Raw genomic sequence first — 24808 nt, forward strand, 5'->3', positions numbered from 1 at the left:
TCTCAGTCCCGGCGGATCGTGATCGTCGTCCAGGCGCCCACGTGCACCTGGTCGCCGTCCTGGAGCTGGACGGGGACGAACGGCTGGATGGGGTCCTCGCCGCCGTTGACCGTGGTGCCGTTCGTCGAGTTCTGGTCGACGACCGCCCAGCTGCCGTCGGGCTGCTGGACCAGGACCGCGTGCTGGTGCGAGACGCCCGGGTCCTCCGGCGGCACCGACAGGTCGATGTCCGGGGTGTCGCCCGTGGAGTGCCGACGGCGGCCGATGCTGATCTGGTTGCCGGACAGCGGGCGCTGCTGCTCGGGCGAGTACGCGGGCAGGTTCAGCCCCGACGCCTCGGGGCCGCTGCGCTGCATCATCGCCATGAAGTACTCGCGGTCGGGACCGATCGTCACCGTCCAGGTGCCGGGCCCCTGCTGGGCCTGCGGCGGCTGCGCGGCGCCTTGCTGGAAGGGCTCCTGCTGCTGGAAGGACTCCTGCTGGGACGGGGCGGGGGACGAGGAGGGCGGCGACAGCACCCAGTCGTCGTCCCCGCCACCGAACGACGGGCCACCGGTGCCACCGGTGCCGCCCTGGCCGGGCGGCGGGGGCGGACCCTGCGGGCCGCCCGTCTCCTGCGGGAACGCGGGGGGCGCGGGCGGGCCCGGCTGCTGGAAGGCCTGGGGGGCGCCGGGGGGTGCCTGGCCCGGGCCCTGCTGACCACCGGGCTGGTGTCCGGGCTGACCGTGGCCCTGCGGGCCGGGCTGGCCCGGCTGACCGTGGCCCTGCGGACCCGGCTGCCCCGGCTGACCGTGGCTCTGAGGGCCATGTCCCTGGGGGCCGTGGCCCTGCGGACCCGGGCCGGGCTGGCCCGGGATCGGCTGGCCGTGGCCCTGGGGGCCCGAGCCCTGCGGGCCGGGTCCTTGCCGGCCAGGCCCCTGAGGACCGGGACCGTGCGGACCGGAATTCTGGGGGCCGGGGCCTTGCGGGCCGGGGCCGTGCGGACCGGAATTTTGGGGGCCGGGGCCCTGCGGACCGGGCCCGTGCGGACCGGAATTCTGCGGGCCAGGACCCTGGGGACCGGCACTCTGAGGCCCCGGCCCCTGCGGACCCGGACCCTGCTGGCCGCCACCGGGGCCACCAGGACCACCGGAGCCACCGGGACCACCGAGCCCCCCGGGACCCCCACCATTCCCGAACGGCGGGATCGGTTCCGCGGGGCGGTTGACCTGTGAGGGGCGCGAGCCCTGGTACTCGTAGCCGGGCGGCGGCTGCTGCTGGAACTGCTGCGGCGGGTTGGGGCCCGACGGCATTCCGGGGCCGGGGCCGGGGCCCCGCCCGGGACCGGAGCCGGGGCCGCCGTGCGTGGCAGGCAGCGGCGGGTTCGGCGCGGCGGGCGTGTACGACGTCGCCGTGTTGGTGAGGAAGTTCCAGCGGCACTCCTCGCAGAACGGCGCGTTCGCCTCGCGGGGCGTGCGGCACTGCGGGCAGAGCTGTCCCTCAGGAGCCGGGTCGGGCACCGCGGCCAGATGCGGGCGACCGGGCGCGGCCTGCGGGAAGCCGGGGTCCTGGCCGGGCGGCGGCGGAGGATAGCCGTACCCGGCCGGGGGCGGCGGCGGGGGAGGCGGCGGTACGGCACCGGCCATGCGGTGACCGCAGACCTCGCACCAGTCGTCGGAACCCGACTGGTGTCCGTTCGGGCAGGTCGGCATGTCGGCGCTTCCCCCTCTCCTTCTCCGGCCCGAGGGCCGTACGTACTGCTTCTGTACCGTCCGCGACGCCGGAGCGCCGCGCTGCTGCTCCGCCGCGAGCGGCTAGTGCTTCACGAGCGGCTACTGCTTCTTCACGCGAACAGTTTTCGTCGACCGGGTCTCAAGTGTCATCTCGTCGGCCTCGGCGACCTTCGCCTTCAATCGAACAGTACCTGCCGCGGCATCCACGACGTCCACCACCTTCGAAAGCAGTTTCGCCGTATCGGCGTTGCCCGAGGCGCTCGCGAGCTGGACGGCACGGCCCAGTTTGGCCGTCGCCCCGTCGACATCTCCCGATTTGCGGGCGTCCAGTCCCTGCTGGATGACTTGCGCCAGTTCGGCCTGGCCGGTGTAGTGCGCGACCTGCGGATTCATCGAGGTGGAGGCCGCCATGTCGTCCGTCCACACCGCCCGCACGAGGCCCTGCGACAGCGTCTGCGCGCTGCCGTCCCCCTGCGGCACGACCAGCGAGACGCGGGCCGCGAGCATCTCCTGGCCCAGCGCGGCGGCCGGCACCTGCACACAGATGTGGTAGTCGCGGGACTCGTCGCCCCAGGACCCCGTGGGGTAGTCCCCGGCGCGCGGTCCCGACTCCGTGCGGCGGTCCGTCAACTCCTCGACGCGGGGCGCGACTTGCTTGACGAACTTGATCTCCACGCCCATCGGCGTCCACAGCCGCAGGCTGACGTCGGCGACCTCCTTGCCCATCGCCGTCTCCATCATCCGCGTGAAGTCGGCGGCGAGCCCGGCCGGGTCGGCGACGATGTCGGCGGTGCCGAGCAGCGCGGAGGCTATCCCTGTGACCTCCTTCACCTCCCAGTCCGTGCCGACGCCGCGGGCGTCGCAGGTGAAGCGGCCCACGCAGGAGTCGAGCGCGGCCTTGAGGTCGTCCGGCGACTCGTGTTCGTTGCGCCCGTCGGTGAGCAGGATGCCGTGCCGCACCGCGGACGGGGCGATGTCGGCGGAGGCCAGGAGCCGGTCGGCGAGGCGCAGCCAGGTGCCGATCGCCGTGCCGCCGCCCGCGCTCAGCCTGCGCAGCGCCTGCTTGGCCTGCTCACGGGTCTGCGGTCCCGCCACCGCGAGGCGGCCGCCGCCCGGATAGACCTCCTTGGCGATGTGCGTGCCGCCGATCACCGCGAAGTGCACGCCGTCGCGGAGCGCGTCGATGGCGGCGGCCGTGGCGTCCCGCGCACCCCGCATCTTCGTCGGCGGGTAGTCCATCGAGCCGGAACAGTCGACCATGATCGCCACGGCGGCGTCCGGGCTCTGTCCCGCGGAGTACAGGTGCGGTGCGCGCACCGCCGATCCGATCGTCCCGCCACCGGTCGACGTGACCGTGGCGATGGCGTTGACCTCCCGGCCGCCCTCCGGGAGGTACTCGTTCTGGTAGACCTCCACCGAGAACTGCGGCACGTTCGGTTTCGAGAAATTGGCCATGGAACTGCTCCCCCTCAGATCCTGAAAACCTCACGACCTCACGAGCCGGTACGGCCCCCCGCCCGGCTCCGGGTCGCTCCTGCCTTCTGTCTAGGCCGATCCTGCCCCTTGCGGCACGTACGGGAACGGGACGACGGCCACTGTTACGTTGTCGTGGCCCCCGCCGTCCAGCGCGTGACCGACAAGGACCTGGGCGCTGTGCAGCGGCCGGTCCGCGGCGTCGGCGGGCACCGCGTCAGCCATCTCGTCGACGGCTTCCGCGTAGTTCCACAGCCCGTCCGTGCACACCACCACTACACCCGCACGGTCCGGCTTGAAGGAAGCGGTGTGCGGCTCCAGTTCGTACGCGTCGGCGCCGAGCCAGCCCGTGATGGCGTGCGCGCGTTCGTCGGCGTAGGCCTCGGCCTCGTTCATCAGCCCCGCGGCGACCATCTGCGCGGCCCACGAGTCGTCCTCGGTCAGGCGGACGGTGGGGCCGCTGCGGTCGTCGGGGACCCAGTAGGCGCGGCTGTCGCCGACCCAGCCGACGACGAGCAGGCCGCCGGCGACGACCGCGCCGACCAACGTGCAGGCCGGCGCGTTCTGATGGGGGCTGTGCTCGCGGGCCGAGGCGGGCTCGGCGGCGAGCGCGTTGACGGCGTCGGCCGCGGCGAGGATCGCCTCGTGCATCGCCTGCTGCGGGTGGGTGCCGCGCGGCAGCGCGGCGAGCAGCGACTCGTTGGCGGCGCGGGACGCGGCGAGCGAGGCCTCGTCCGGGCGGGTCGCCGAGGAGACGCCGTCGCAGACGATCGCGACGACGGCGGGGGAGCCGTCGGCCAGCGCGGCCGCGGAGATCGCGAAGGCGTCCTCGTTGCGGTGGTGGCGCAGGCCGCGGTCGCTGACCGCGGCGACCGCTTCGAGCTCCTGCTCCATGTGGTCGCGCTCGCGCGGCTGGGCGTGCCCGCAGTTCTCGCAGTACCCGTCCGGGTCGACCCGCCCCGAACGGCAGGCCACGCAGAGCTTGGTGCCGGCGGAGGGCGTGGGGTCGGGCGCGTCCGTACGAGGGTCAGGGGTGGCCGGGGTGCCGGGGGCGGCCGCGGTCCCGGGGGTGGCAGCCGCGGCCTCCGTGGCGGACGGGGCGGGGGCGGGCAGCGGGTACTCGTCCGGCTCGCTCATGCCGTCCGGATGCTCCGGGGGGGCCGCCCCGGGGCCGGCGGGCAGTTCGCCGCCCGTCGAGTCCGTGCCCCGCAGCTCCGTCGGGAGGTGGGTCGGCACCGGCGTGTCGGAGCTGTCGACCTCGGGCGCGACGGGCCACTCCGACGGGTCCCCGTCGGGAACGGCGGGCCCGGACCGCGCGGATCCGTTGGGGGAGACGTCCGGCCGCGGTGGCACCGCCGACAGGTCGAACCCGCACGCACCGCAAAACAGGTCACCCGACTCCAGCGGCTCCTCACAGCTGGGGCAGGCAGACAGCTGGGGCATCTGCGACATACTCACACCCACGTCCGGGGGCGGAAACGGTTGGCCCGCTCCACCAGTTCGATCCTCTCATCGCCACCCTGTGCGAGCCGGGCCAGCGTCCGGTACGAACGCTCCAGACCGAACCGGAGTCCGCGCTCGTCCAGGTCGCTGCCGAGCAGTACGGTCCGCGCCCCGGCGGTGACCGGTGGTGCGGAAACGTGACCAGAGTGCCTACCGGAGAGTACCCAGTCGAGCGCCGTCCCCAGAACCTCGGTCGAGAGCCGCTCCCTGCGCACCGCGTCGAGTCCGAACCCGGCGAGCGCCTCGATCTGGCCCGCGGCCGCCCTCAAGTCGTCCAGGAGGGCGAGGTCCGAGGAGGCCGCCGCCGTGCCCGGAGCCATCCGCTGCCGCAGCCGCGCCCGCACCGCCGCGACCCGGGCCGCGGTGTAGTGGATCGACGACTCCGGCACCGACTCCAGGGTGCGCACGGCACCGGCCCTGTCGCCGGCGGCGAGCTGCACCCGGGCCAGGCCGAACGCGGCGCTCACATAGCTGGGGTCGGTCGTCCACACCAGGCGGTAGTACTCCGCTGCGTTGTCCAGCTGGCCGAGGACCTCCGCGCAGACGCCGAGCGCCAGCTTCGGCGCGGGCTCGCCGGGGAACGCGTCGTAGACCGCGTCGAAGGAGAGCGCCGCGCTCTCGAAGTCGCCGGTCGCCAGGGCCGCGACGCCCCGGTACCAGACGACCCGCCAGTCGTCCGGGTGCTGGAGTTCGAGCTCGGCGAGGGTCTGGGCGGCGGGCGAGAGTTCACCCATGGCGAGCCGGGCGCGCAGACCGCGCAGCCGCAGTTCGAGGGAGTCGGCGGGCGCCGCGCCAAGCGCGGTGATCAGCTCGGCGGGCGCGGACGCGATGAGACCGGCGAGGAAGCCGGCGTTCGGGTCGTTCGGGTCCACGAGGGGGACGGGCAGCGCGAGGGCCGTCGCGGTGGCGTCGATGGCCCGCACGATCCCGGTGGCGCCGGCGCCCTCCGGCAGGGCCCTGCCGTTGTCCGGGCCGGTGGCCTCGGCGCGGGCCCCCAGCCGCGACACCTCCCCGCTCAGCTCCGCGAACAGCTCCGTGTCCGGGACCTTCACCTCGGGCCCGAACAGCGTCGAGAGCGCGGGCCGCGGCAGCCCCGTCTGCAGCGCCACGACCTCCCGCAGGACGCCCGTCAGCTGCTCGGCCATCTCCTGCGCGGAGGCGAAGCGACGGGCCGGGTCCGGGTCGGTGGCGCGGACCAGGAGGCGGTAGAAGGACTCGTACTTCCGGAAGACCTCGATGTTGTCGGGGTCGGGCAGGGAGTCCACGAACACGTTCGTATAGCCCTGGAAGTCGAAGGTCAGGACCGCGAGCGTACGCGCCACCGTGTAGAGGTCGGAGGCCACCGAGGGGCCCACTTCGGCGACTTCGGGGGCCTGGTAGCCGACGGTGCCGTAGATCGCGGACTCGTCGTCGTCCATCCTGCGGACCGCGCCCATGTCGATGACCTTGAGCTGGCCCTCGGTCTGGATGGCGTTGTCGACCTTGAAGTCGCAGTACAGGAGATTGCGGCTGTGCAGGTGGCCGAGGGCTTCGAGGGCCTCGATGCCGTACGCGCACGCCTGCTCGACCGGCAGCGGGTCGCGCCGGCCGTCCGGGGTGCGGCGGCCGTTGGCGATCTCCTTGAGGGACTTGCCGCCGACGTACTCCATGACGATGTAGCCGTCCATGGAGCCGGTGCGCTGGTCGAGGTGTTCGACGAAGTTGTAGATGCGGACGATGTTGGAGTGCTCGATCTCGGCGAGGAAGCGGCGCTCGGAGATCGCCGCGGCCATCGCGTCCTGGTCGCCCGTGTCGAGGAGGCCCTTGAGGACCACCCAGCGGTCGGACACCGCGCGGTCGATGGCGAGATAGACCCAGCCGAGGCCGCCGTGCGCCAGGCAGCCGACGACCTCGTACTGGCCGTGGACGATGTCGCCGGTGTTCAGCTTCGGTACGAAGGAGTAGGGGTGGCCGCACTTGGTGCAGAACCCCTCCGTGCGCCCCGGCCGGTCGCCGCGCGCACGGCCCACCGGTGCCCCGCAGTCGGAGCGGGAGCAGAATCGCTTCCGCTCGGGCACCTCGGGGTTCTTCTGCACCGCCCCGCGCGGGTCGGGGCGCGGCACGTCCGGCACGGTGACCAGGCCGACGCCGAGCCGCCCGCGCGCCGAGGACGAGGCCGCCGAACCGGAGCTGCGCACCGACACCGAACGGGACGTGGAACCACCCGAAAGGGACCGTGAGAGCCGGCCCGAGACCGACCTGCGGGACGACTGCGAGCGGGACGAGCGCGAGGACGACCTCGAAGACGAGCGGGACGAGGAGCGTGCGCTGGAGCTGCCGGAGCTCCGCGAGCTCTTGCCGCCCGCCGTGATACCGGTCGGCGGCGACCCCACCATGCCGTTCGGCGCGACGACCGGGGCGAGCCCGCAGGTGTCGCAGTACAGCTCACCGCCGCCGAAGTCGTCGTAGCTGCCGGTGCATGTGGGGCGCTGACACTGACGCTCGCTCACGATTCCCCCGTACGGTCGGCGGGCCCGCCCTGCTGCGGGACCCTCGGCACGAGCACTTCGGCGGCGGCCTGCTGATAGCGCAGGACCGCCTGCTCCGCCACGCGGAGGTCGCAGGGCGCGCTCCACAGCATCCGGCGCGCCGCGTCGTACCGCTCGATGAGCAGGGGGTCCTCGGCGTGGCCGTGCCGGGCGACCTTCGCCTTGTACGCGTCGAGCCGGCCGCGCAGCTCGGCGCGGACCGCGAGCGGCGCCGTGACGGCCCCCAACGACTCGCGGGCGCGCAGCAGTTCGTCCTCGGCCTTCTGCTCCAGGGACTCCAGGAGCGGGGAGAGGCGGTGCCACTGGCCGTGTCTGCGGTACTCGGCGGCGGTCGCCAGCTGTTCCTGCAGGGCGGTCGGCGGGCCGCTGACGGCGGGCACCTCGGAGGCGGCGATCTTCGCGAGGACCTCTCCGCGCGCGGAGCGTGCCTCGGCGAGGGTGCGATCCGCGCGGGAGAGCACGTCGCGCAGCTTGCCGAGGCGGGCCTCCGCGTCCTGGCGGACGGTGAGCACCGCGTCGATCTCGCGGCGCACCTCCTCCAGGGCGCGTGCCTCGCGGTCGTACCGGTCGGTGGCGGGGCGGCCGCCGCCGGGCGCCGAACTGCCCTGCGCGGGCCGCCAGAAGGCGAGCGGGTCGGAGACCACCTGTTCGCGCAGCGCGGTCAGGGCGCGCGTGATCCGCTCCAGGTCGTCGCCGGAGGGGTGCTCCCCCGGCCGTACGCCGACGGAGTGCGCGAGCTGGCGGGTGCGGGCCAGTTCGGCGGCGAGCAGGTCGATGCGGGCGGGCAGCGCGGACCACACGGCGTCGGCGGCGACGACCATGTCGAGGGAGTGCGCGTACAGGTCGTTCATCCGGGTCACGAGCTCTTCGAGCGTGAAGCGCTCGGTGAGCCTGGCGGGGCCGGTGATCGACGAGGACGCGCCCGACGAGGTGCCGCCCGCGACGGTCACGGACTCGCCGCGCAGCAGTTCGGTCAGCTCGGCGAGGTCGTCCCTGCTGGGCCAGCGCCTGCGCTCACGCACCTCGTGTGCCGCGCGCAGGGCGCCCGCGTAGGCGTCGAAGTAGGCCCAGAGCAGCGTGATCCGGCTCTCGGTGGCCGCCCAGCGCTCCTCGGTGACGCCGGTGAGCCGGGCGCCTTCGAGGAGGCGGCGGCCGGCGTGGTCCTGGAGGGCGAGGAGCGAGGTCTCGATCGCCTCGTGCTCGGCGTCGAGCCGCGCCAGCGCACGGTCCACCTCTTCCCGGTCCATCACCGGACCCGGGGGTCCCGTGACGCTCATCGATCACCTCTCCGCTGTGCGGTGCTGTAACTCTTCAGTCGTACCAGGTCGGTTGTCGGCTCCGGGTCAGTCCCGGTACGCGGGGTCCGGCGGGCCCGGCGACTCGCCGAGGCCGCCCTTGAGCCACTTGTCGTAGGACTTCTCCCAGCCGTCCTTCGTGTCCTTGCGGTAGTCGTCGAGGACCTTGTTGACCCGGCGGACCAGATCGTCCGAGCCCTTCTTCATCGCCACGCCGTAGTGCTCGGTGGTGAACGGCTCCTCGCCCTTGAGTTCGACCGTCGGGTCCTGCGCGGCCTGGCCCGCGGCGAGTGCGCTGTCGGTCACCACGGCGTCCACCTCCCCGAGCTGGAGCCGCACGAGGCAGTCGAGCTGGTTGGGCACCGTGGTGGAGATGTCGGCGCCGTAGGCCTTCTTCTTGAGCTCGTCCTCGGCGATGGAGCCGGAGGCGGTGCAGATCTTCTTGCCGGCGAGCGAGGAGTTGTAGCCGGTGATGTCCTTCCGCTTCTTCGGGGCGAGGACCTGCTGGCCCGTCTCGAAGTACCCGGTGGAGAAGTCGACGTCCTCCAGGCGCTCGCAGTTGACGGTCATCGTGCGGACGACCATGTCGACCTGACCGCTCTGGATCGCCTCTATGCGCTGGTTGGTGGGTATGGCGCGGAAGACGATCGCGTCGCGGTCGCCGAAGATCTCCTCGGCGATCTCCCGCGCGAGGTCGATGTCGAAGCCTTCGAGCTCGCCGCCCGCCTTGTTCGGGTCGCGGTAGCCCCAGCGGTAGCTGTTCTGGTCGACGCCGACGATGAGCTTCTTGATCTCGCGGTTCTTGATCCTGTCGATCGTCGGGCCGTCCTTGGGCGAGGGGCGCAGGCTGCGGTCGTTGCAGTCGTCGGCATCCGCCCGCGCGGGCGCGGCCACGGTGGTGCCGGGACCTTCGCGGTCCGCCGCGCCCCCGCCGGCGCCGCGGTCCGGGAGGGCCAGGACGAGCGAGCCCGCCAGGGCGCAGGCGAGGCCCATCGCGCCCACGCCGCCCCAGCCGCGCAGCCTGGCCGTGCCGCGCAGCCCCGCCGTGCCGGGTCGTGTCCGCATCGTCTGCGCGCCCCCTTCCACCTCTGGCCCCATCACCTCTGGCTCCATCACCGGTACTCCGAAAGCCTGCGGCCGATGCCGAGCACGGCGCCCGCCGCGGCGAGGACCGCGAGGACGGCGGCACCGACCGCGAGGCCGCTCATGGCGCCCCTGCCGTCCTCCGCCGCCCGCTGGAACTCGCGCTGCTCGTGCGCCAGGGCCCGGTCGAGGGCCGCGTCCACGTTGTCGAAGCACTCGCCGGTCGGCTCGTCGGCCCTGGCGCCGATGACCTTGTCGAGGGCTCCCTGATAGTCGCCGGAGTCGTCGCTGGAGCGGGCCACCTTGTGGCGGTCCTTCCAGACGCCCACGTTCTTCGCGGCCTCGGCGACCGGGTTCTCCCCGGCGTCGTCGTCGGCGAGCTCGGCCGCCCTGCCGAGCAGTCCGCTGTCGGCGCCGCCCAGCTGCTTCATCTGCGCGCGGTACGCGACGTCGAACTTGTCCTCCGACTCGCCGCGCACCTCGGTGGTCTCGGCGCCGCGGCTGACCAGGGTGAGGTTCTCGTTGCCCCGGGCCTTCAGGGAGCTGATGCGGGCGTCGTTGAGGACGTTCAGGGACCGGACCCCGTCGTCGTACGACTCGTTGAGCCCGGAGCGCGCGAAGGTGTGGCCGACGACGAGCCAGAGCAGCACGACGGTGGCGGCCGCCGTCGCGGCGAGCAGGCCGTGGTTGAACACCCGGTTCGTACGCCGGTAGTTGCGGCGCTGGGCCCAGCCGAGCGCGGAGAGCGCGAGGACGCCGAGGGCGATGGCGAACCAGGGGTACGGCTTGGCGTTTCCGTAGTCGGAGCTCAGCCGTGCGTTCTCCGACTTGTAGAGCTTCTCGGCGGCCGGGAGCATCTGCGTCTGCATCTTGTCGTTCGCGTACCGCAGATAGGCGCCGCCGAGCGGGAGGCCCTGGCGGTTGTTTGCGCGGGCGCGCTCGATCAGGCCGGTGTACTCGGGGAGGAGCTTGTTCAGCTTGCCGACGGAGGCCGCGGACGACGAGTCCGAGCCCGCGTTCGACGCGGCGGTCGCCAGCTTCTCCGAGGCCCGCTTGATGTCGCGCTCGTACCGCGCGCGGACGGCGGCGGGCTCCTGGCCGCCCGCGAGGAAGCCGCTGGACGCCGCGGTGTTGGCGTCCGCCAGCGAGCGGTAGATCGCGGCGGCGTCGGCGCTCAGCGGCTGGCTGCGGTGCAGCACGTCGTCCGCGGCGGCCGAGCGCTCCGTCATCTGCCAGGTGGTGACCGCCCCGAACGCGACGACGAGCAGGGCCAGCACGGCACCGATGATGCGCAGCCTGCCCGGCTCCGTCGTCGCGGCGGCGCGCAGCCGGTCGACGCCTTCGGACCACGCGGTGCGGCGGCGCGCGGCGGTGGTGGCCGCGGGCGGTGCGGGCGGGGCGCCCGGCGTCTGCGGCGGCACGGTCGGCATCGTCGGCGCGGGCCGGCCCGGTGTCTGCGCGGGCGCGGTCGGTGCCTGCCCGGGCGGGCCCGGCGGCACCGCGCCGCCGTTCGGCGGATGTGTCACCTTGACCTCGACCTCCCCCTCGGTCATCGGACGGTTGTCTCCGCCCGGCGCGTGCGGAGCGGGAAGAAGTGCACGGCCGCAAGTATTGCCGCAGGGACCGACATCCGCACAGGCCTTCACTCGATCTTGTGCGTATCCCTGCTTCTGAACACGAGATTGGGGGTCGTTCGGTTCCCGCCCGCGCGCACGGCGCAGGCGGGAAGCACATCAGGCAACGCGCGCGCCGTCCTCATAATGGCCCCGCACGCGCGCGTACACCTCGGCCGGCGCCCCCACCTGGTCGAGACCCAGCAGCGCCGCGCCGAGCACCGGGCGCGCGACGACCACCCGGGGCACCGCCTTGGGCGCCCGCTCGGCCAGCAACGCCCGCACCCGGTCGTCCAGTTGCGGATGGCGCGCGGCGAGGACGCTGCCGCCGAGCAGCACCGGCGCCTCCTCGTCGAGCAGCCCGAGCCGCTCAAGCGCCACGGTCGCCATGGCCACGACCTCGTCGGCCATCCGGTCCACCAGCGACCGCGCCACGGCGTCGCCCGCCGCCGCGGTGGCGAACAGGACCGGCGTCAGCTCGTGCCTGCGCACCGGGGCGACGCGGCCCAGGTGCAGCGCCTCGATCAGCGCGTACATGGACGCCAGGCCGAAGTGCGCGGGCAGCGTCTCGCGCAGCGCCGTCGCAGGGCCGCGGCCGTCCTCGGCGCGCGCGGCGTGCCACAGCGCCTCCTCGGCGAGGCCGCCGCCCCCGCCCCAGTCGCCGGAGATGCGGCCGATGGCGGGGAAGCGGGCGGTGCGTCCGTCCGGCAGCATGCCGACGCAGTTGATGCCCGCGCCGCACACCACGGCGACACCGCGCGGCTCGGCGTCCTCCAGGAGCCCGGCGCGCAGCACGGCGAAGGTGTCGTTGCGCACGTCGACCGACGCACCCCACGCGCGCCGCCGCAGCGCCTCCGCCAACTCCCGCTCCTCGACGAGCAGATCGGCATTGGCGAGGCACGCGGACACATGTCCCACGGCGTCGACACGCGCCTCCGCGAACGCCCGCGTCACCGCGTCCGCGAGGACGTCCACGGCGGTCTCGACGCCGACCCGCGGCGGCTGGAACCCGCCGCCGCGGGCCGCGCCGACGACACGTCCGTCGGCCGCGACCACCGCGACGTCGGTCTTGCTGTTGCCCGCGTCGATCGCGAGCACGCTCGTGCCTACGCCCACGCCAGGTGCTCCCGGTTGTGCGCGATCAGGCTGTCGGTGAGCTGCTCGGCGTACGCGTACTGGCCGACGAGGGGGTGCGCGAGCAGCGCCTTGAAGACGCGCTCGCGCCCGCCGTGCAGCGCGGCCCGCAGGGCCAGGTCCTCGTACGCGGTGACGTTCGCGACGAGCCCCGCGTACAGCGGGTCGAGCTCCGGCACGGCGAGCGGCTTGGCGCCCGTGCCGTCCACCGCGGCCTGCACCTCGATGACCGCGTCGTCCGGCAGGAACGGCAGCGTGCCGTTGTTGACGGTGTTGACCACCTGGTAGGGGCTGCCGCCGTTGCCGAGCAGCGAGGCCGCCAGGTCCACGGCGGCCTCCGAGTAGAAGGCACCGCCGCGCTTGGCGAGCAGCTCCGGCTTCTCGTCGAGCGCCGGGTCGCCGTACATGTCCAGCAACTGCCGCTCCATGGCCGCTACTTCGGCGGCGCGCGACGGCTTGGTCCGCAGCTCGTCGACCACGGCGTCGTGCTGGTAGTAGTAGCGCAAGTAGTACGAGGGGACGACGCCGAGCCGGTCGACGATCGCACGCGGCATCCGCAGGTCCTCGGCGACCGCGTCCCCGTGCTCGGCGAGCAGCTTGGGCAGGACGTCCTCGCCGCCCGGGCCCCCGAGACGTACACCCGTCTCCCACGTCAGGTGGTTGAGCCCCACGTGATCGAGGTGCACCTCGGCGGGCGTGACGTCGAGCAGCTTCGCGAACTTGCGCTGGAAGCCGATCGCGACGTTGCACAGCCCGACGGCCTTGTGCCCGGCCTGGAGCAGCGCGCGCGTCACGATGCCGACGGGGTTGGTGAAGTCGATGATCCAGGCGTCCGGGTTGGTCCTGCGCACGCGTTCTGCGATGTCGAGGACGACGGGCACCGTGCGCAGGGCCTTCGCCAGGCCACCCGCTCCCGTGGTCTCCTGGCCGACGCAGCCGCACTCCAGCGGCCAGGTCTCGTCCTGCTGGCGTGCCGCCTGCCCGCCGACGCGCAGCTGCAGCAGCACCGCGTCGGCGTCCGCGACGCCCGCGTCCACGTCGGACGTGGTGACGATGCGGCCCGGGTGCCCCTGCTTGGCGAAGATGCGCCGCGCGAGGCCGCCCACCAGCTCCAGGCGGTCGGCCGCCGGGTCCACGAGGACGAGCTCCTCGATCGGCAGGGTGTCCCTCAACCGTGCGAATCCGTCGATGAGTTCGGGTGTGTAGGTCGACCCTCCGCCGACCACTGCGAGCTTCATATCGGTTCTCAGCCCTTTACTCCGGTGAGGGTGACGCCTTCGACGAAGGCCTTTTGTGCGAAGAAGAAGACGACGATGACGGGGGCCATGACGAGCAGGGTCGCCGCCATGGTCATGTTCCAGTTGACGCTGTGGGCGCTCTTGAACGACTCCAGGCCATAGCTGAGCGTCCACGCGCCGGGGTTCTGGGCGGCGTAGATCTGCGGCCCGAAGTAGTCGTTCCAGCAGTAGAAGAACTGGAAGAGGGCGATGGCGGCGATGCCGGGCTTGGCCATCGGCACGACGATCTTCACCAGGGTGCGGAACTCACCGCACCCGTCGACCTTCGCCGACTCGATGTACTCCTTGGGGATGGTGAGGAGGAACTGCCGAAGGAGGAAGATCGAATACGCGTCGCCGAACGCCATCGGGATGATCAGCGGCCACAAGGTGCCCGACAAATGAAACTGCTGAGCCCACACCAGATACATCGGGATCACGATGACCTGCGGCGGCAGCATCATCGTCGAGATGACGAGCAGCATCGCCGTGCGCCGGCCGCGGAAGCGGAACTTGGCGAGCGCGTACGCCACCGGGATCGCCGAGCAGACCGTGAAGAGGGTGCCGAGACCCGCGTACATGAGCGAGTTGCGCCACCAGTCGAGGAAGCCCGGCGTCTCGAACACGGCCTTGTAGTTCGACCAGTGCCAGGAGTCGGGCCACAGCTCGCCGCTCATCGCCTGCGAGTCGCTCATCACCGACGTCAGGAAGACGAAGACGAACGGCAGGACGAACAGCAGTGCGACGGCTATGGCGACGCTGTGCACGGCGATCCAGTGCAGGATCCGCTTGCGGCGGGCGCGGGCCGCGGCGGGCCCCCGGTGCGGGGCGGTCCGTTCGGCGGACGCCGTCGCCGACGCGGGCGCGCCGAGAGTCGTGGATGTCATCGAAGTCCTCAGTCCTCAGTCCTCAGCCGCGAGCAGCCCGGAGCGCTTGCGCATCAGGAGCATCGTCACGGCCATGGCGATGGCGAAGAGCACGAGCGAGAGCACGCACGCCGCACCGGTGTTGAAGTTCTGGAAGCCCATCTGGTAGACGAGCTGGGGGACCGTGAGGGTCGAGTGGTCCGGATAGCCGGGCTGGATGACGGACCCGGGGCCGATGTTGACGCCGGATGCGACCTTCCCCGCGACCAGGGCCTGCGTGTAGTACTGCATGGTCTGCACGACGCCCGTGACCACGGCGAACATCACGATGGGCGTGATGGCGGGCCAGGTGACATAGCGGAATTTGGCGAACGCCCCCGCGCCGTCCAGTTCGGCCGCCTCGTACTGCTCCTTCGGTACGTCGAGCAGCGCGGCCATGAAGATCACCATCAGGTCGCCGATGCCCCACAGAGAGAGCAGCACCAGGGAGGGCTTGGCGGTGTCCGGGTCGTTGAACCAGTTGGGCCCCGAGATCCCGACCGCGCCGAGGACCTCGTTCACCGGTCCCGTGCCAGGGTTCAGCAGGAAGACGAAGGCCACGGTGGCGGCCACCGGCGGGGCGAGGTAGGGAATGTAGAAGGCGGTACGGAAGAACCCGGCGCCCGTCTTGATCTTCGTGATGAGCAGCCCGAGCGAGAGCCCGAAGACCACCCGCAGCGCCACCATGATCACGACGAGCCAGAGGGTGTTCCACAGGGCCGGCCCGAACAGCGGCATTTGATCGAACACGTACTTCCAGTTCCGGAGGCCCACGAAGGTGGGCTCCTTGATCTGGTTGTAGTGCATGAACGAGAAGTAGACGGTGGCGATCAGCGGATACGCGAAGAAGACGCTGAAGCCGACCAGCCAGGGGGAGAGGAAACCGAGCGTGCGCAGTCTGCGGCGCGCGGGGTTGGAGAGTGTCATTGCCATGGCGGGGTCCTCAGCTCTTCAGCTCTTCGACTGGAGGATGTCGGCGTCGATCTGCTCGTCGAGCTTCTCCAGGCCCTTGCGCAGGTCACCGACGCGCCCGGCTTCGACGGAGTACGCGAAGTCCATCAGCGAGACGACATACGCGCCGCCGTTGACGGAGGGCGGCAGGGCCTTGCTGTGCTTGTTCTCCAGGATGTCGAAGAAGGCCCGGAAGGTCGGATCGGCGTCCAGGTCGGGCGACTTGAGCGCCGCGAACGTGGAGGGCACGTTGTGGATGGCGTTCGCGAAGCTCACGACCTGCTTCGTGTCGGCGGTCAGGAACCGCACCAGCTCCCAGGCGGCGTTCTGGTGCTTGCTGCTGTGCGCGATGCCGGCGACGGTGCCGGTGATGAAGCCCCGCCCGTACGTGTCGGCCTGGTCGTCGGGGACGGGCAGCGGCGCCACGCCCCAGTTGAACTTCGCCTTCGCCTCGTTCAGCATCAGGCCGCGCCACTCGCCGTCCAGAAGCATGGCGACCTTCCCGGTGAGGAAGGCGTTCTGGCTGGACATCTCGTCACCGAACGTGAGCCGGAACTTCTCCAGTTCCTTGAACCCACCCTGCCCGTCCGCGAGTTGGTGCGCGGTCTTGAAGAAGTCGTACGTCGCGGGCTCGTCGGCAAGCCGTGACCTGCCCTCGGCGTCGAAGTACTTCGGCCCCCACTGCGCGAAGAGCCGGTCGGGGCTGTTCTGGTAGGAACGGAAGCTGGGCATGAACCCGACGCGCTTGTACGAGCCCTTGTCGCCCCCGCTGCCGCCGCGCACGGTCAGCTTCTCGGCGGCCTTCTTGAACTCGGACATGGTGCGGGGCGGCCGCTCGATGCCGGCTTCGGCGTAGGCGTCCTTGTTGTAGTACATCCCGAAGGCGTCCGCGAGCAGCGGCAGGGCGCACTGGTTGCCGCGGTAACTGGTGTAGTCGAGCAGCGTCTTGGGGAACGTCTTGCGCTTGTCGAGGCCGGTCTTCTTCATGAACGGGTCGAGGTTCACCCACATGCCGGAGTCGCAGTACTGCCCCACGTTGTTGGTGGTGAACGAGGACACGACATCCGGGGCTTTGTCGCCGCCCGCGCGCAGGGCCTGGTTGACGGTCTCGTCGGAGACGTTCCCGGTGGCCTTCACGTCGATGTTCGGGTGCAGCTTCTCGAACCGGTCGATGCTGTCGTTGATGGCCTTGACCTCGCCGGGCGTCGCCCAGCCGTGCCAGAACTTCAGGGTGACCGGCTCGGTCGGGTCGTCGTTCGCGCTGCCGACGCTCGGGTTGGCGCAGCCGGAGAGCAACAGACCGGCTGCGGCGAGCGCCGCGGACGCGCAGGTGGGCATGCGCCATCGCGGCATGGCGGGCTTCCTTTGCGGGAGGGGAGTCGGGGGAGTCGGGTAAGTGCAGGGGCCGGCTTCAGGCTGTGTCGAACACCTGGTCGCGGGCCTGGGTGAGGGCCGAGCGCAGGGCGCCGGTGAGGATCGGGTCGCCGTCGAGTTCGCTGATGCGGATCTGCGGGCGGGGCAGCGCGAGCCCGGTCAGCTCCTCCTCGACCCTGGCGCGCAGCTTGTCGCCGCCGGCCTGGGAGACGGAGCCGGAGAGCACGACGAGTTCGGGGTCCACGACGGCGACGACGGCGGCGATGCCGGTGGCGATGCGCCGTGCGACCTCGGCGAGTGCGGCGTCGTCGGCCATGACGTCGGCCAGGGTCGCGCCGCCGCCGGCGAGTTCCCGCACGACATACGCGGAGACGAGACTCTCGAACCCCCCGTCACCGCTGTCGTCGTTGGCGCCTCTCCGTACCAGCGGGGCGCCCGGCAGCGGCATGTAGCCGATCTCGCCCGCGCCGCCGGTCGCGCCGCGCAGCAGGGTGCCGCCGAGCACGATGGCGGCGCCGACGCCCTCGTCGAGCCAGGTCAGCACATAGTTGTCGTAGTCCTGGGCGGCGCCCTCGTACTGCTCGGCGACGGCGGCCAGGTTCACGTCGTTCTCGATGTCGACGGGTGTGCCGAGGACGGCGGCGAGATCGTCGCGCAGCGTCCGCGAGTGCCAGCCCGGCAGGTGCGGGGCGTAGCGCAGCTGGCCGGTCCGCGGGTCGATGGCGCCCGGGGTGCCGATGACGGCGGCCCGCAGGTCCTCGTGGCCGAGCCCCGCCTGGCGCAGGGCACCGTCGACGGCCTCCGCGACCAGCTGGGCGGTGCGGTGGCGCACGTCCTCGGCGACGGCGTCGGCCTCGACGCGCGCCTGGCCGAGCACGGCGCCGGTGATGTCGGCGACGAGCGCGGTGATGCCGTTCGGGTCGGCGGACAGCGCGGCGACGTGGCCGGCGCGCGGGTCGATCTCGTACAGCAGGGCGTTGGGTCCCGGGCGTCCGCTGAGGCTGCCGGTGGTGTGCACGAGGCCGGCGGCTTCGAGCCGCCCCAGGAGCTGGGAGGTGGTGGGCTTCGAGAGCCCGGTCAGCTCGCCGATGCGGGTGCGGGTGAGGGGGCCGTGCGCGACGAGGAGGTCGAGCACGGCGCGGTCGTTCATGGCGCGCAGGACGCTTGGCGTGCCAGGGGTACCCGGCGTACCCGGCGTACCCGGTGAGCCCGGGGTGCTGCCTGCTGCCATGACGCCCACCTGCCTGCCTGTCGGCCGCTAACTGTTAGGAAACTTTCCAATTGGTGAGGACCGTACGGGTGGCGTGAATGGGGCGTCAATAGTGGGCGCCGCCGTGGCAACCAAGTCGTTACCTGGGGGCTTCGGTGACTTCGGTGGGCCGGTGCCTTCGATGGGTACCGGGGCCGCCCGGTTTTTTGCGGAGTGTGGCGGCTCCGGGCCGGCAGTAAAGGGCGCTCCCTGCGGTCGCGTCGGCTGCGCCGATTCCGCTGCGCTCCACCCTTGACTGTCGTCCCTGCACCGCACGTTGACTGTGACCCGGACGGCCAGGGGTGGGGCCGACGGGATCGCAAAGCTGGGTCATCGGCTTTCGCTGCCGGGTGCGGACCGGTCCAACGTGTGTCGCTGTCACGGTCGCTGCTCGGTCAGACCCGGCTTCGCTGCTCGGGTCATCGGCTTGCGCTGCCGGGTGCGGACCGGCTCAACGTGGCGTGCCCGGCACGGTCGAAGTGCCGCAGGACCTGCGGGCCACCGGGGCCGGGCACCTACTTTCAGAAAGTTGTGAACGGACAGGCCGCGCGCCCCCCTGCCACACCCCGCACGCCCTCACCCCCGGCCATCTCCTGCGGGTTCCTGCCTCCACGAGCCCGGATGCCGGGGGCGCATTCAGTGCGGATGGGGGGCGTGCGGCGAACGCATTCGCAACTTCGCGAAAGTAGGTGCCCGGGTGGGGTGGTCTCTGCCCCCGGCCAGGCGGCGCATTGGCTGCGAAGAGGGGGCGCGCGGCTACCTCATTCACCACTTCGCGAAAGTAGGTGCCCGGGTGGCGGCCTCACCCTCTCGGCCGGGCGGCGCATTGGTTGTGAAGAGGGGGCGCGCGGTCTGTCCATTCGCAACTTGTTGGAAGTAGGTGCCCGGTGGCGGGTGCCCTCGGTCTGCCCGGCACTTCGACGGTGGCGGCTGTCCACGATGGTCCGGTCCGCGCCCGGCGATGAAGGGGGATGGCCCGGCCAGCCGGGCCGCGTGGGTGGCCGAGCTGTGACCGTGACGTCGGCCCACGATGAGCCGGTCCGCACCCGGCAGCGAGAGCCGATGGCCCGAGCGGCGTGGCCGGGCCTGACCGAGCCTCGACCGTGACAGCGACACACGATGGGCCGGTCCGCACCCGGCAGCGAGAGCCGATGGCCCGAGCGGCGTGGCCGGGCCTGACCGAGCCTCGACCGTGACAGCGACACACGATGGGCCGGCCCGCACCCGGCAGCGAGAGCTGATGACCCGGCCAGCGAGGCCGCGCGGGAGGCCGAGCAGCGACCATGACAGCGACACACGTTGGGCCGGTCCGCACCCGGCAGCGAGAGCCGATGACCCGAGCGGCGTGGCCGGTCCTGACCGAGCCTCGACCGTGACAGCGACGCACGTTGGACCGGTCCGCACCCGGCAGCGAAAGCCGATGACCCATCCCAGCGATCCCGTCGGCCCCACCCCTGGCCGTCCGGGTCATAGTCAACGTGCGGTGGAGGGACGGCAGTCAAGGGTGGAGCGGAGCGGAATCGGCGGAGCCGACGCGACGCAGGAGCGCCCTTTACTGGCGGCCCGGAGCCGCCACACTCCGCAAAAAACCGGGCGGCCCCGGTGACCGGAAAAGGCACAGGCCCACCAAAGTCGCGCTCGTCCTACTTCGACAGATTCGGCGGAGGCGGGGGTATCGGGGAGGCCGCCAGGGACTGGGGGGACGTGGCGGAGGCGTAGGCGGAGGGGGGTGCCATGGAGGCGGAGGGGTCGGAGGGGTCCTCCGGGGGCGTCAGGGGCAGGCCGCCCACGATGCGGATGCCCGCCTCGTCGAACGCCCGCTTGATGCGCCAGCGCAGCTCCCGCTCCACCCCCAGTGCCTGCCCCGGCATCGTCTTCGCCGAGACACGGATCACCATCGAGTCGAGGAGGACGCTGTCCAGGCCGAGGATCTCCACGGGACCCCACAGCTTCTCGTTCCACGGCTCGTCCTTGGCCATGGTCTCGCCGACCTCCGCCAGCGTCGCCTTCACCTTGTCCAGGTCCTCGTCCGGGCGGACCGTCACGTCGACGCCCGCCGTGGACCAGCCCTGGGAGAGGTTGCCGATGCGCTTGACCTCGCCGTTGCGGACGTACCAGATCTCGCCGTTGTCGCCGCGCAGCTTCGTGACGCGCAGGCCGACCTCCACGACCTCGCCGGAGGCGACACCCGCGTCGATCGAGTCGCCCACGCCGTACTGGTCCTCAAGGATCATGAAGACGCCGGAGAGGAAGTCCGTCACGAGGTTGCGCGCGCCGAAACCGATCGCGACGCCCGCCACACCCGCGGAGGCCAGCAGCGGGGCCAGATTGATCTTGAACGCGCTGAGGACCATCAGCCCGGCCGTGCCGAGGATCAGGAACGAGGCGACCGAGCGCAGGACCGAGCCGATCGCCTGCGAGCGCTGGCGGCGGCGCTCCACGTTCACCAGGAGCCCGCCGAGCGCCGTGCCGTCCACGGCCTGCGCCGTGCGGTTCATGCGGTCTATCAGCTTGGTGATGGCGCGGCGCACCAGGACGCGCAGGACGACGGCGATCGTGACGATGAGCACGATGCGCAGACCGATACCGAGCCACGTGGACCAGTTCTGCTCGACCCAGCTGGCCGCATTCGTGGCGCTCTCCTGGGCGTCCTCAAGCGTGGGCGGCTTGGTCTGTGGCGTGTCGTCCGGGTCCGTTCCGGCTGCCGACAGGACGGACAAGAACACGGCAGGTACCTCCAGGTATCGCGGCCTGCCCGGCGAACGGAGAACCGCCATCGAAGCGGAACCGGCGGAGTGGGGGGAGCCGGGCAGACTCACCACACTAACGGGGCATCGTGTGTGGATCGTTGTCATGTTCGAGGGAGAGACGGTGCTCACTCGGGAAGAACCAGGGGGGAGAAGGCAGAGACGGCGGTCACGTCCGCTGTGGTCGAAAACACTTCAAGGCCGTTACGAGCACATGCTGGCGCTACGACCAGGCATGAGGGGAGACTGGCTTGCAGATCGTCCCGGCGCGAGCCACGCGCCGCCGGCGTACAAGGAGGCATCCGTGCCGCATGTCCTGGTCCTCAACGCGTCGTACGAGCCCCTCGGCGTCGTACCGCTCCGCCGCGCGCTCGTCCTCGTACTGGAGAACAAGGCTCTCTGCCTCGAGGAATCCGGCGCCTTCATGCACAGCGCAACGCGCACCGTCCCCGCACCCAGCGTGGTCCGCCTCAAGCGGTTCGTCCGGGTCCCTTACAGGGGGCCCGTTCCACTGACCAGGCGGGCGCTCTTCGCCCGCGACGGCGGCCGGTGCATGTACTGCGGTGGCGTCGCAACCAGCGTCGACCACGTCATTCCCAAGAGCCGAGGCGGCCAGCACGCCTGGGACAACGTGGTGGCTTCCTGCCGCCGCTGCAACCACGTCAAGGCCGACCGGCACCTCATGGAACTCGGCTGGCGGCTGCGGCACAAACCCGCGCCGCCGTCGGGTCTCGCATGGCGCATCATCGGGACCGGGCATAGGGATCCGCGCTGGCTGCCGTACTTGCAGCCGTTCGGCGCGGACGACGCGATGGCTCGGATCGACGGCATTTCCGCCTAGCGATCCGGGCCTTCGTTGTGTTTCCGGAGGCGTACGCGGTCGTCGTCAGTCCTCGGCGACCGCGTACGCCTCCACGGACCACAGCGAGTAGCCGAAACGCGTGGCCCGCTCGTCGCCCTGCACGCGGATGTAACGGGTGTCACGCGCGTCCATGCGGACCGCCTCGCGGCCGCCCCTGCCGTCCCGCACGGTGGCCGCCGTGCGCCAGGTCCGGCCGTCGGCGGACGTCTGCACGCGGTAACCCGCCGCGTACGCGTCCTGCCAGCGCAGCACCACCTGGCCGAGCCTGACCGGCTCCGCGAGCTCCACCTGCCACCACGCGCCGTCCTCGGCCGGCGACGACCAGCGGGTCCCCGGATCGCCGTCGACGGCACCCGACGCGGGGAAGTCCTTCGTCTCGTCGCCCGACGACGACGCCTTCGCGCCGCGCGCCAGGTCGGGCCCCGCGGTGCGGGGGAAGGCGCGGACCGTGACCGTACGGGTCTCGTCGCCGAAGGTGAGCGGAATCTCGTACGTCCCCGCGCGCGTGCCCGCCGGGACCGTGATGGCGACCGGCACGGCGACCTCCGTACCGCGCGGCAGGGTGGATCTTTCCGGGGCCCGCACCTCGATGCCGTTCGGCGCCTTCGCCCGGAGCCGTCCGCTGACGTCGCCGGGGCGCAGCGGGAGCAGCTTCGCGGAGATCCGCAGCGGGCCGCCGCCGATCTCCGCGTCGGCCTCGGCACGGGACAGCGACAGGCGGGCGGCGGGGGTGTCGGCGAACCAGGGGACGAGGTGGCGGACGGTGCCGTCGGCGACCACGGCCCGGACCGCGTCGGCGCGCACGCCCGCGCCGGTTCCGCCGCCCTCGCCCGCGCCGGTTCCGCCGCCCCCGCCCTTCGTGAGGCCGAGCTCGGTGAAGCCCTTCTCCGACAGGGCGCCGATCCGCTGCCAGCCCTTGCCAGGGACGTGCGCCTCGACGGTGCCCCGCGTGCCGGGGTCGGTCAGCGCCGTCACGGCGGCGAGCGTGCGGTTCCGGCCGAATTGGGCCGGCGCGCCGTCCGAGGCCCGCTTCCCTTCGGTCCCCGCCCACGCCGCGTACGCCTTCTGCGCGCGTGCGAGGAACGGGTCCAGGACGCCTTCGCCGACGGTGACGCCGCTGCGCCCGAGCTCCTTCCGGAGCTTCGCGAGGGCGCGCGAGCCGTGCCAGGCCGCCGCGCCGTCGCCGGCGGACTGGGCGGTCAGGAGGTCGACCGCCGTCTCGCCCGCCTCGCCGTAACGCGCCAACTGCTCGATCCAGGGGCGCACCTCGCCGTCGAGCGGGCTGTCGGCGAGGCGCTCGGGCGCCTCCCGCATCACGGTGAAAGCGGCGCGCAGGCGCTTGGCGGCACGGTCGTACCGCGCCCTGTCGGTCGTCGTGCGGGCGCGCCACACCTCGCTCATGAGCGGCCGCAGGTACGCCGATTCCTCGGCGCCGAGGACGGACGAGGCGTCGTTGCCCGCGAGGGCCCGCAGCGCGCCCCGCGCCTTCGGGTCGCCGCCCGCGAGGTCGTCGATGGCGGCGAGCCAGGACTCGTGGGGGCGGTAGGCGCGCGGGTTCCAGGCGTAGTCGGCGGCCGTGAAGAGGGGGATGCGGGAGGCGGAGGGCTGCTCCATGGCGTTGCTGAGGAGGGCGGCCGAGCCGGTGGCGACGGCGGGCTGGCGGCCGGTGTAGGGGCCGAGGAAGATGCGGTCCTGCGCGAAGTCGTTGACGGGGTAGTTGTCCATCGTGACCAGCGGGTGCGCGCCGAACGCCTCGCGGGCGCCCGCCAGTTCGCGCCCGGTGATGGTCCTCGGGACCACGCCGACGCCGGTCCAGGCCACCTCGACGCGGGGGTCCAGCGCGCGGGAGAGGGCCGCGCGGTACTCGGTCGTCCCCTTCTGGAAGTACTCGGTGGGCATCAGGGAGAGCGGGTTCGCGCCCGGGTGGCGGGCGGCCAGGTGCGCGGCGACCGCGTTGGCGACCCGTGCCTGCGCCTTCGCGGCGGCCTCCGGTCCCGACCCGAAGGTCTCGGCGTCCCGCTCGCAGTGCCACTCGCTGTAGCTGACGTTCTGGAACTGCAGCTGGAAGGCGCGCACCCCGAGCGCCCACATGGCGTCGATCTTGCGGGTGAGGTCCTTGACGTCCCGCTCGGACGACAGGCACATGGCCTGGCCGGGCGAGACGGCCCAGGCGAGCGTGACGTGGTTGGCGCTGGCGCGCCGGGCCAGCGCGCGGAAGTCGGCCCGCTGGTCCGCCGGGTAGGGCTCGCGCCAGCGCGCCTGGCGGTAGAGGTCGTCACCGGGGGCGTAGAGGTACCGGTTCTGCTTGGTGCGGCCCATGAAGTCGAGCTGGGCGAGCCGCTGCTCGCGGGTCCACGGGGTGCCGTAGAAGCCCTCGGTCATGCCGCGCACGGCGGTGCCGGGCCAGTCCCTGATCCGTACGCCGGGGACGAGGCGGGTGCCGTGCGCGCCGCCGACGATCTGCCGCAGGGTCTGTACGCCGTGGAAGAGGCCGTCCGCGCCGGCTCCCGCGACGGCGACGGTGTCGCGTCCGCCGACCCGGCCGACGGCAAGACGGTAGCCGCCCGCCGGCAGGTCGCCGCGCTCGCGGGCGCCGAGGGAGCGCAGCGCCTCTTCGGCGCCGGACCCGCCGGCGCGGACGACCAGGGTGCCGCCCGCGGGCAGCGGCCCGCCGTCCCGCACCTCGGTGATCCGGCGGGCGCCCGCGTCGCGCAGGAGGGCGCGGAGGGCTTCCAGGGCGTACGGGTCGGAATCGGCGCCGTCCGGCTCGCTCCGGGGTGTCCCGCCGCCGGCGGTGACGAGCACGACGTCGTCGCCGACGGTGACGGCGCTGCCGGCCGCGGTCATCGACTGGGGGCGCGGCCAGACGGACGGCAGGCCGGATGCGGCGGCCTCGCGGCCGTCCTTGCCGCCGCCGTCGGGGGACGTGGCGGGGACGCCGGGCCGGCCGGGCGCTCCCGGGGCCGCGAGGGCGCCGTGCGCGCCGCCGAGCGTGCCCGCGATCACGGCGACCGCGATGGCGGCCGCGCCCTTCCTGCGCCGCACCTGCACGGCCCTCGCCCCTGTCCTCGTCCCTCGGGGTCCTTGCGGTCCCTTGCGTCA

The 24808-nt window shown here is 72.5% G+C and carries 16 protein-coding genes; 1 reads left to right on the forward strand and 15 read right to left on the reverse strand.

Features of this window, described 5'->3' with window-relative positions; genetic code table 11:
• Positions 1 to 2: 2 nt before the first annotated feature.
• The 14 genes from AB0H82_RS01610 to AB0H82_RS01675 all read right to left on the reverse strand — a co-directional run bounded on the left by AB0H82_RS01610 (position 3) and on the right by AB0H82_RS01675 (position 20823).
• A complete protein-coding gene (locus AB0H82_RS01610; RefSeq protein ID WP_362987573.1) occupies positions 3 to 1691 on the reverse strand; it encodes an FHA domain-containing protein in 1689 nt (562 codons plus the stop codon).
• A 120-nt stretch (positions 1692 to 1811) separates the two neighbouring features.
• Positions 1812 to 3167 (reverse strand): VWA domain-containing protein, encoded by a 1356-nt coding sequence (locus AB0H82_RS01615; RefSeq protein ID WP_362987575.1) that lies wholly within the window; start codon positions 3165 to 3167, stop codon positions 1812 to 1814.
• Between the two features lie 90 nt (positions 3168 to 3257).
• Positions 3258 to 4637 carry a PP2C family serine/threonine-protein phosphatase gene (locus AB0H82_RS01620; RefSeq protein ID WP_362987577.1) on the reverse strand — a complete coding sequence of 460 codons (1380 nt, stop codon included), beginning with the start codon at positions 4635 to 4637 and terminating at the stop codon, positions 3258 to 3260.
• A gap of 2 nt (positions 4638 to 4639) precedes the next feature.
• Positions 4640 to 7177 (reverse strand): tetratricopeptide repeat protein, encoded by a 2538-nt coding sequence (locus AB0H82_RS01625; RefSeq protein WP_362987579.1) that lies wholly within the window; start codon positions 7175 to 7177, stop codon positions 4640 to 4642.
• Positions 7174 to 8493, reverse strand: a complete 1320-nt coding sequence (locus AB0H82_RS01630; RefSeq protein ID WP_362987580.1) for a hypothetical protein — start codon at positions 8491 to 8493, stop codon at positions 7174 to 7176. Before AB0H82_RS01630 ends, AB0H82_RS01625 begins: the two co-directional genes overlap by 4 nt.
• Before the next feature lie 66 nt (positions 8494 to 8559).
• Positions 8560 to 9576, reverse strand: coding sequence for a glutamate ABC transporter substrate-binding protein (locus tag AB0H82_RS01635; RefSeq protein ID WP_362987582.1), 1017 nt, complete (start codon positions 9574 to 9576; stop codon positions 8560 to 8562).
• Between the two features lie 47 nt (positions 9577 to 9623).
• On the reverse strand, positions 9624 to 11024 hold the full coding sequence (locus tag AB0H82_RS01640) for a hypothetical protein (RefSeq protein WP_362987733.1): 1401 nt from the start codon (positions 11022 to 11024) through the stop codon (positions 9624 to 9626).
• A 303-nt stretch (positions 11025 to 11327) separates the two neighbouring features.
• Positions 11328 to 12323 carry a BadF/BadG/BcrA/BcrD ATPase family protein gene (locus AB0H82_RS01645; RefSeq protein ID WP_362987584.1) on the reverse strand — a complete coding sequence of 332 codons (996 nt, stop codon included), beginning with the start codon at positions 12321 to 12323 and terminating at the stop codon, positions 11328 to 11330.
• A complete protein-coding gene (locus tag AB0H82_RS01650; protein ID WP_362987586.1) occupies positions 12314 to 13579 on the reverse strand; it encodes a 6-phospho-beta-glucosidase in 1266 nt (421 codons plus the stop codon). The genes AB0H82_RS01645 and AB0H82_RS01650 overlap by 10 nt, the downstream gene beginning before the upstream one ends.
• An 8-nt stretch (positions 13580 to 13587) precedes the next feature.
• On the reverse strand, positions 13588 to 14505 hold the full coding sequence (locus tag AB0H82_RS01655; RefSeq protein WP_362987588.1) for a carbohydrate ABC transporter permease: 918 nt from the start codon (positions 14503 to 14505) through the stop codon (positions 13588 to 13590).
• Between the two features lie 15 nt (positions 14506 to 14520).
• The gene (locus AB0H82_RS01660; protein WP_362987590.1) at positions 14521 to 15456 is read right to left on the reverse strand and encodes a sugar ABC transporter permease; all 936 of its coding nucleotides are present in this window, start codon (positions 15454 to 15456) and stop codon (positions 14521 to 14523) included.
• Between the two features lie 18 nt (positions 15457 to 15474).
• Positions 15475 to 16827, reverse strand: coding sequence for an ABC transporter substrate-binding protein (locus AB0H82_RS01665; RefSeq protein WP_362987592.1), 1353 nt, complete (start codon positions 16825 to 16827; stop codon positions 15475 to 15477).
• Between the two features lie 58 nt (positions 16828 to 16885).
• Positions 16886 to 18079: an ROK family transcriptional regulator gene (locus AB0H82_RS01670; RefSeq protein ID WP_362987594.1), complete on the reverse strand. Its 1194-nt coding sequence runs from the start codon at positions 18077 to 18079 to the stop codon at positions 16886 to 16888.
• 1661 nt (positions 18080 to 19740) lie between these two features.
• Positions 19741 to 20823: a mechanosensitive ion channel family protein gene (locus tag AB0H82_RS01675; protein WP_362987596.1), complete on the reverse strand. Its 1083-nt coding sequence runs from the start codon at positions 20821 to 20823 to the stop codon at positions 19741 to 19743.
• 325 nt (positions 20824 to 21148) lie between these two features.
• Here AB0H82_RS01675 and AB0H82_RS01680 point away from each other — a divergent pair, with 325 nt between their 5' ends.
• Entirely contained in the window at positions 21149 to 21685 is a 537-nt protein-coding gene (locus AB0H82_RS01680; protein ID WP_150184145.1) for an HNH endonuclease, read from the forward strand.
• A gap of 45 nt (positions 21686 to 21730) precedes the next feature.
• Here the strand turns inward: AB0H82_RS01680 and AB0H82_RS01685 are convergent, their stop codons facing one another.
• On the reverse strand, positions 21731 to 24757 hold the full coding sequence (locus tag AB0H82_RS01685; RefSeq protein WP_362987598.1) for a beta-N-acetylglucosaminidase domain-containing protein: 3027 nt from the start codon (positions 24755 to 24757) through the stop codon (positions 21731 to 21733).
• Positions 24758 to 24808 lie beyond the last annotated feature (51 nt).

This window comes from Streptomyces sp. NPDC050732 (assembly GCF_040654255.1).
In the GTDB taxonomy this organism is placed as follows: Bacteria; Actinomycetota; Actinomycetes; order Streptomycetales; family Streptomycetaceae; genus Streptomyces.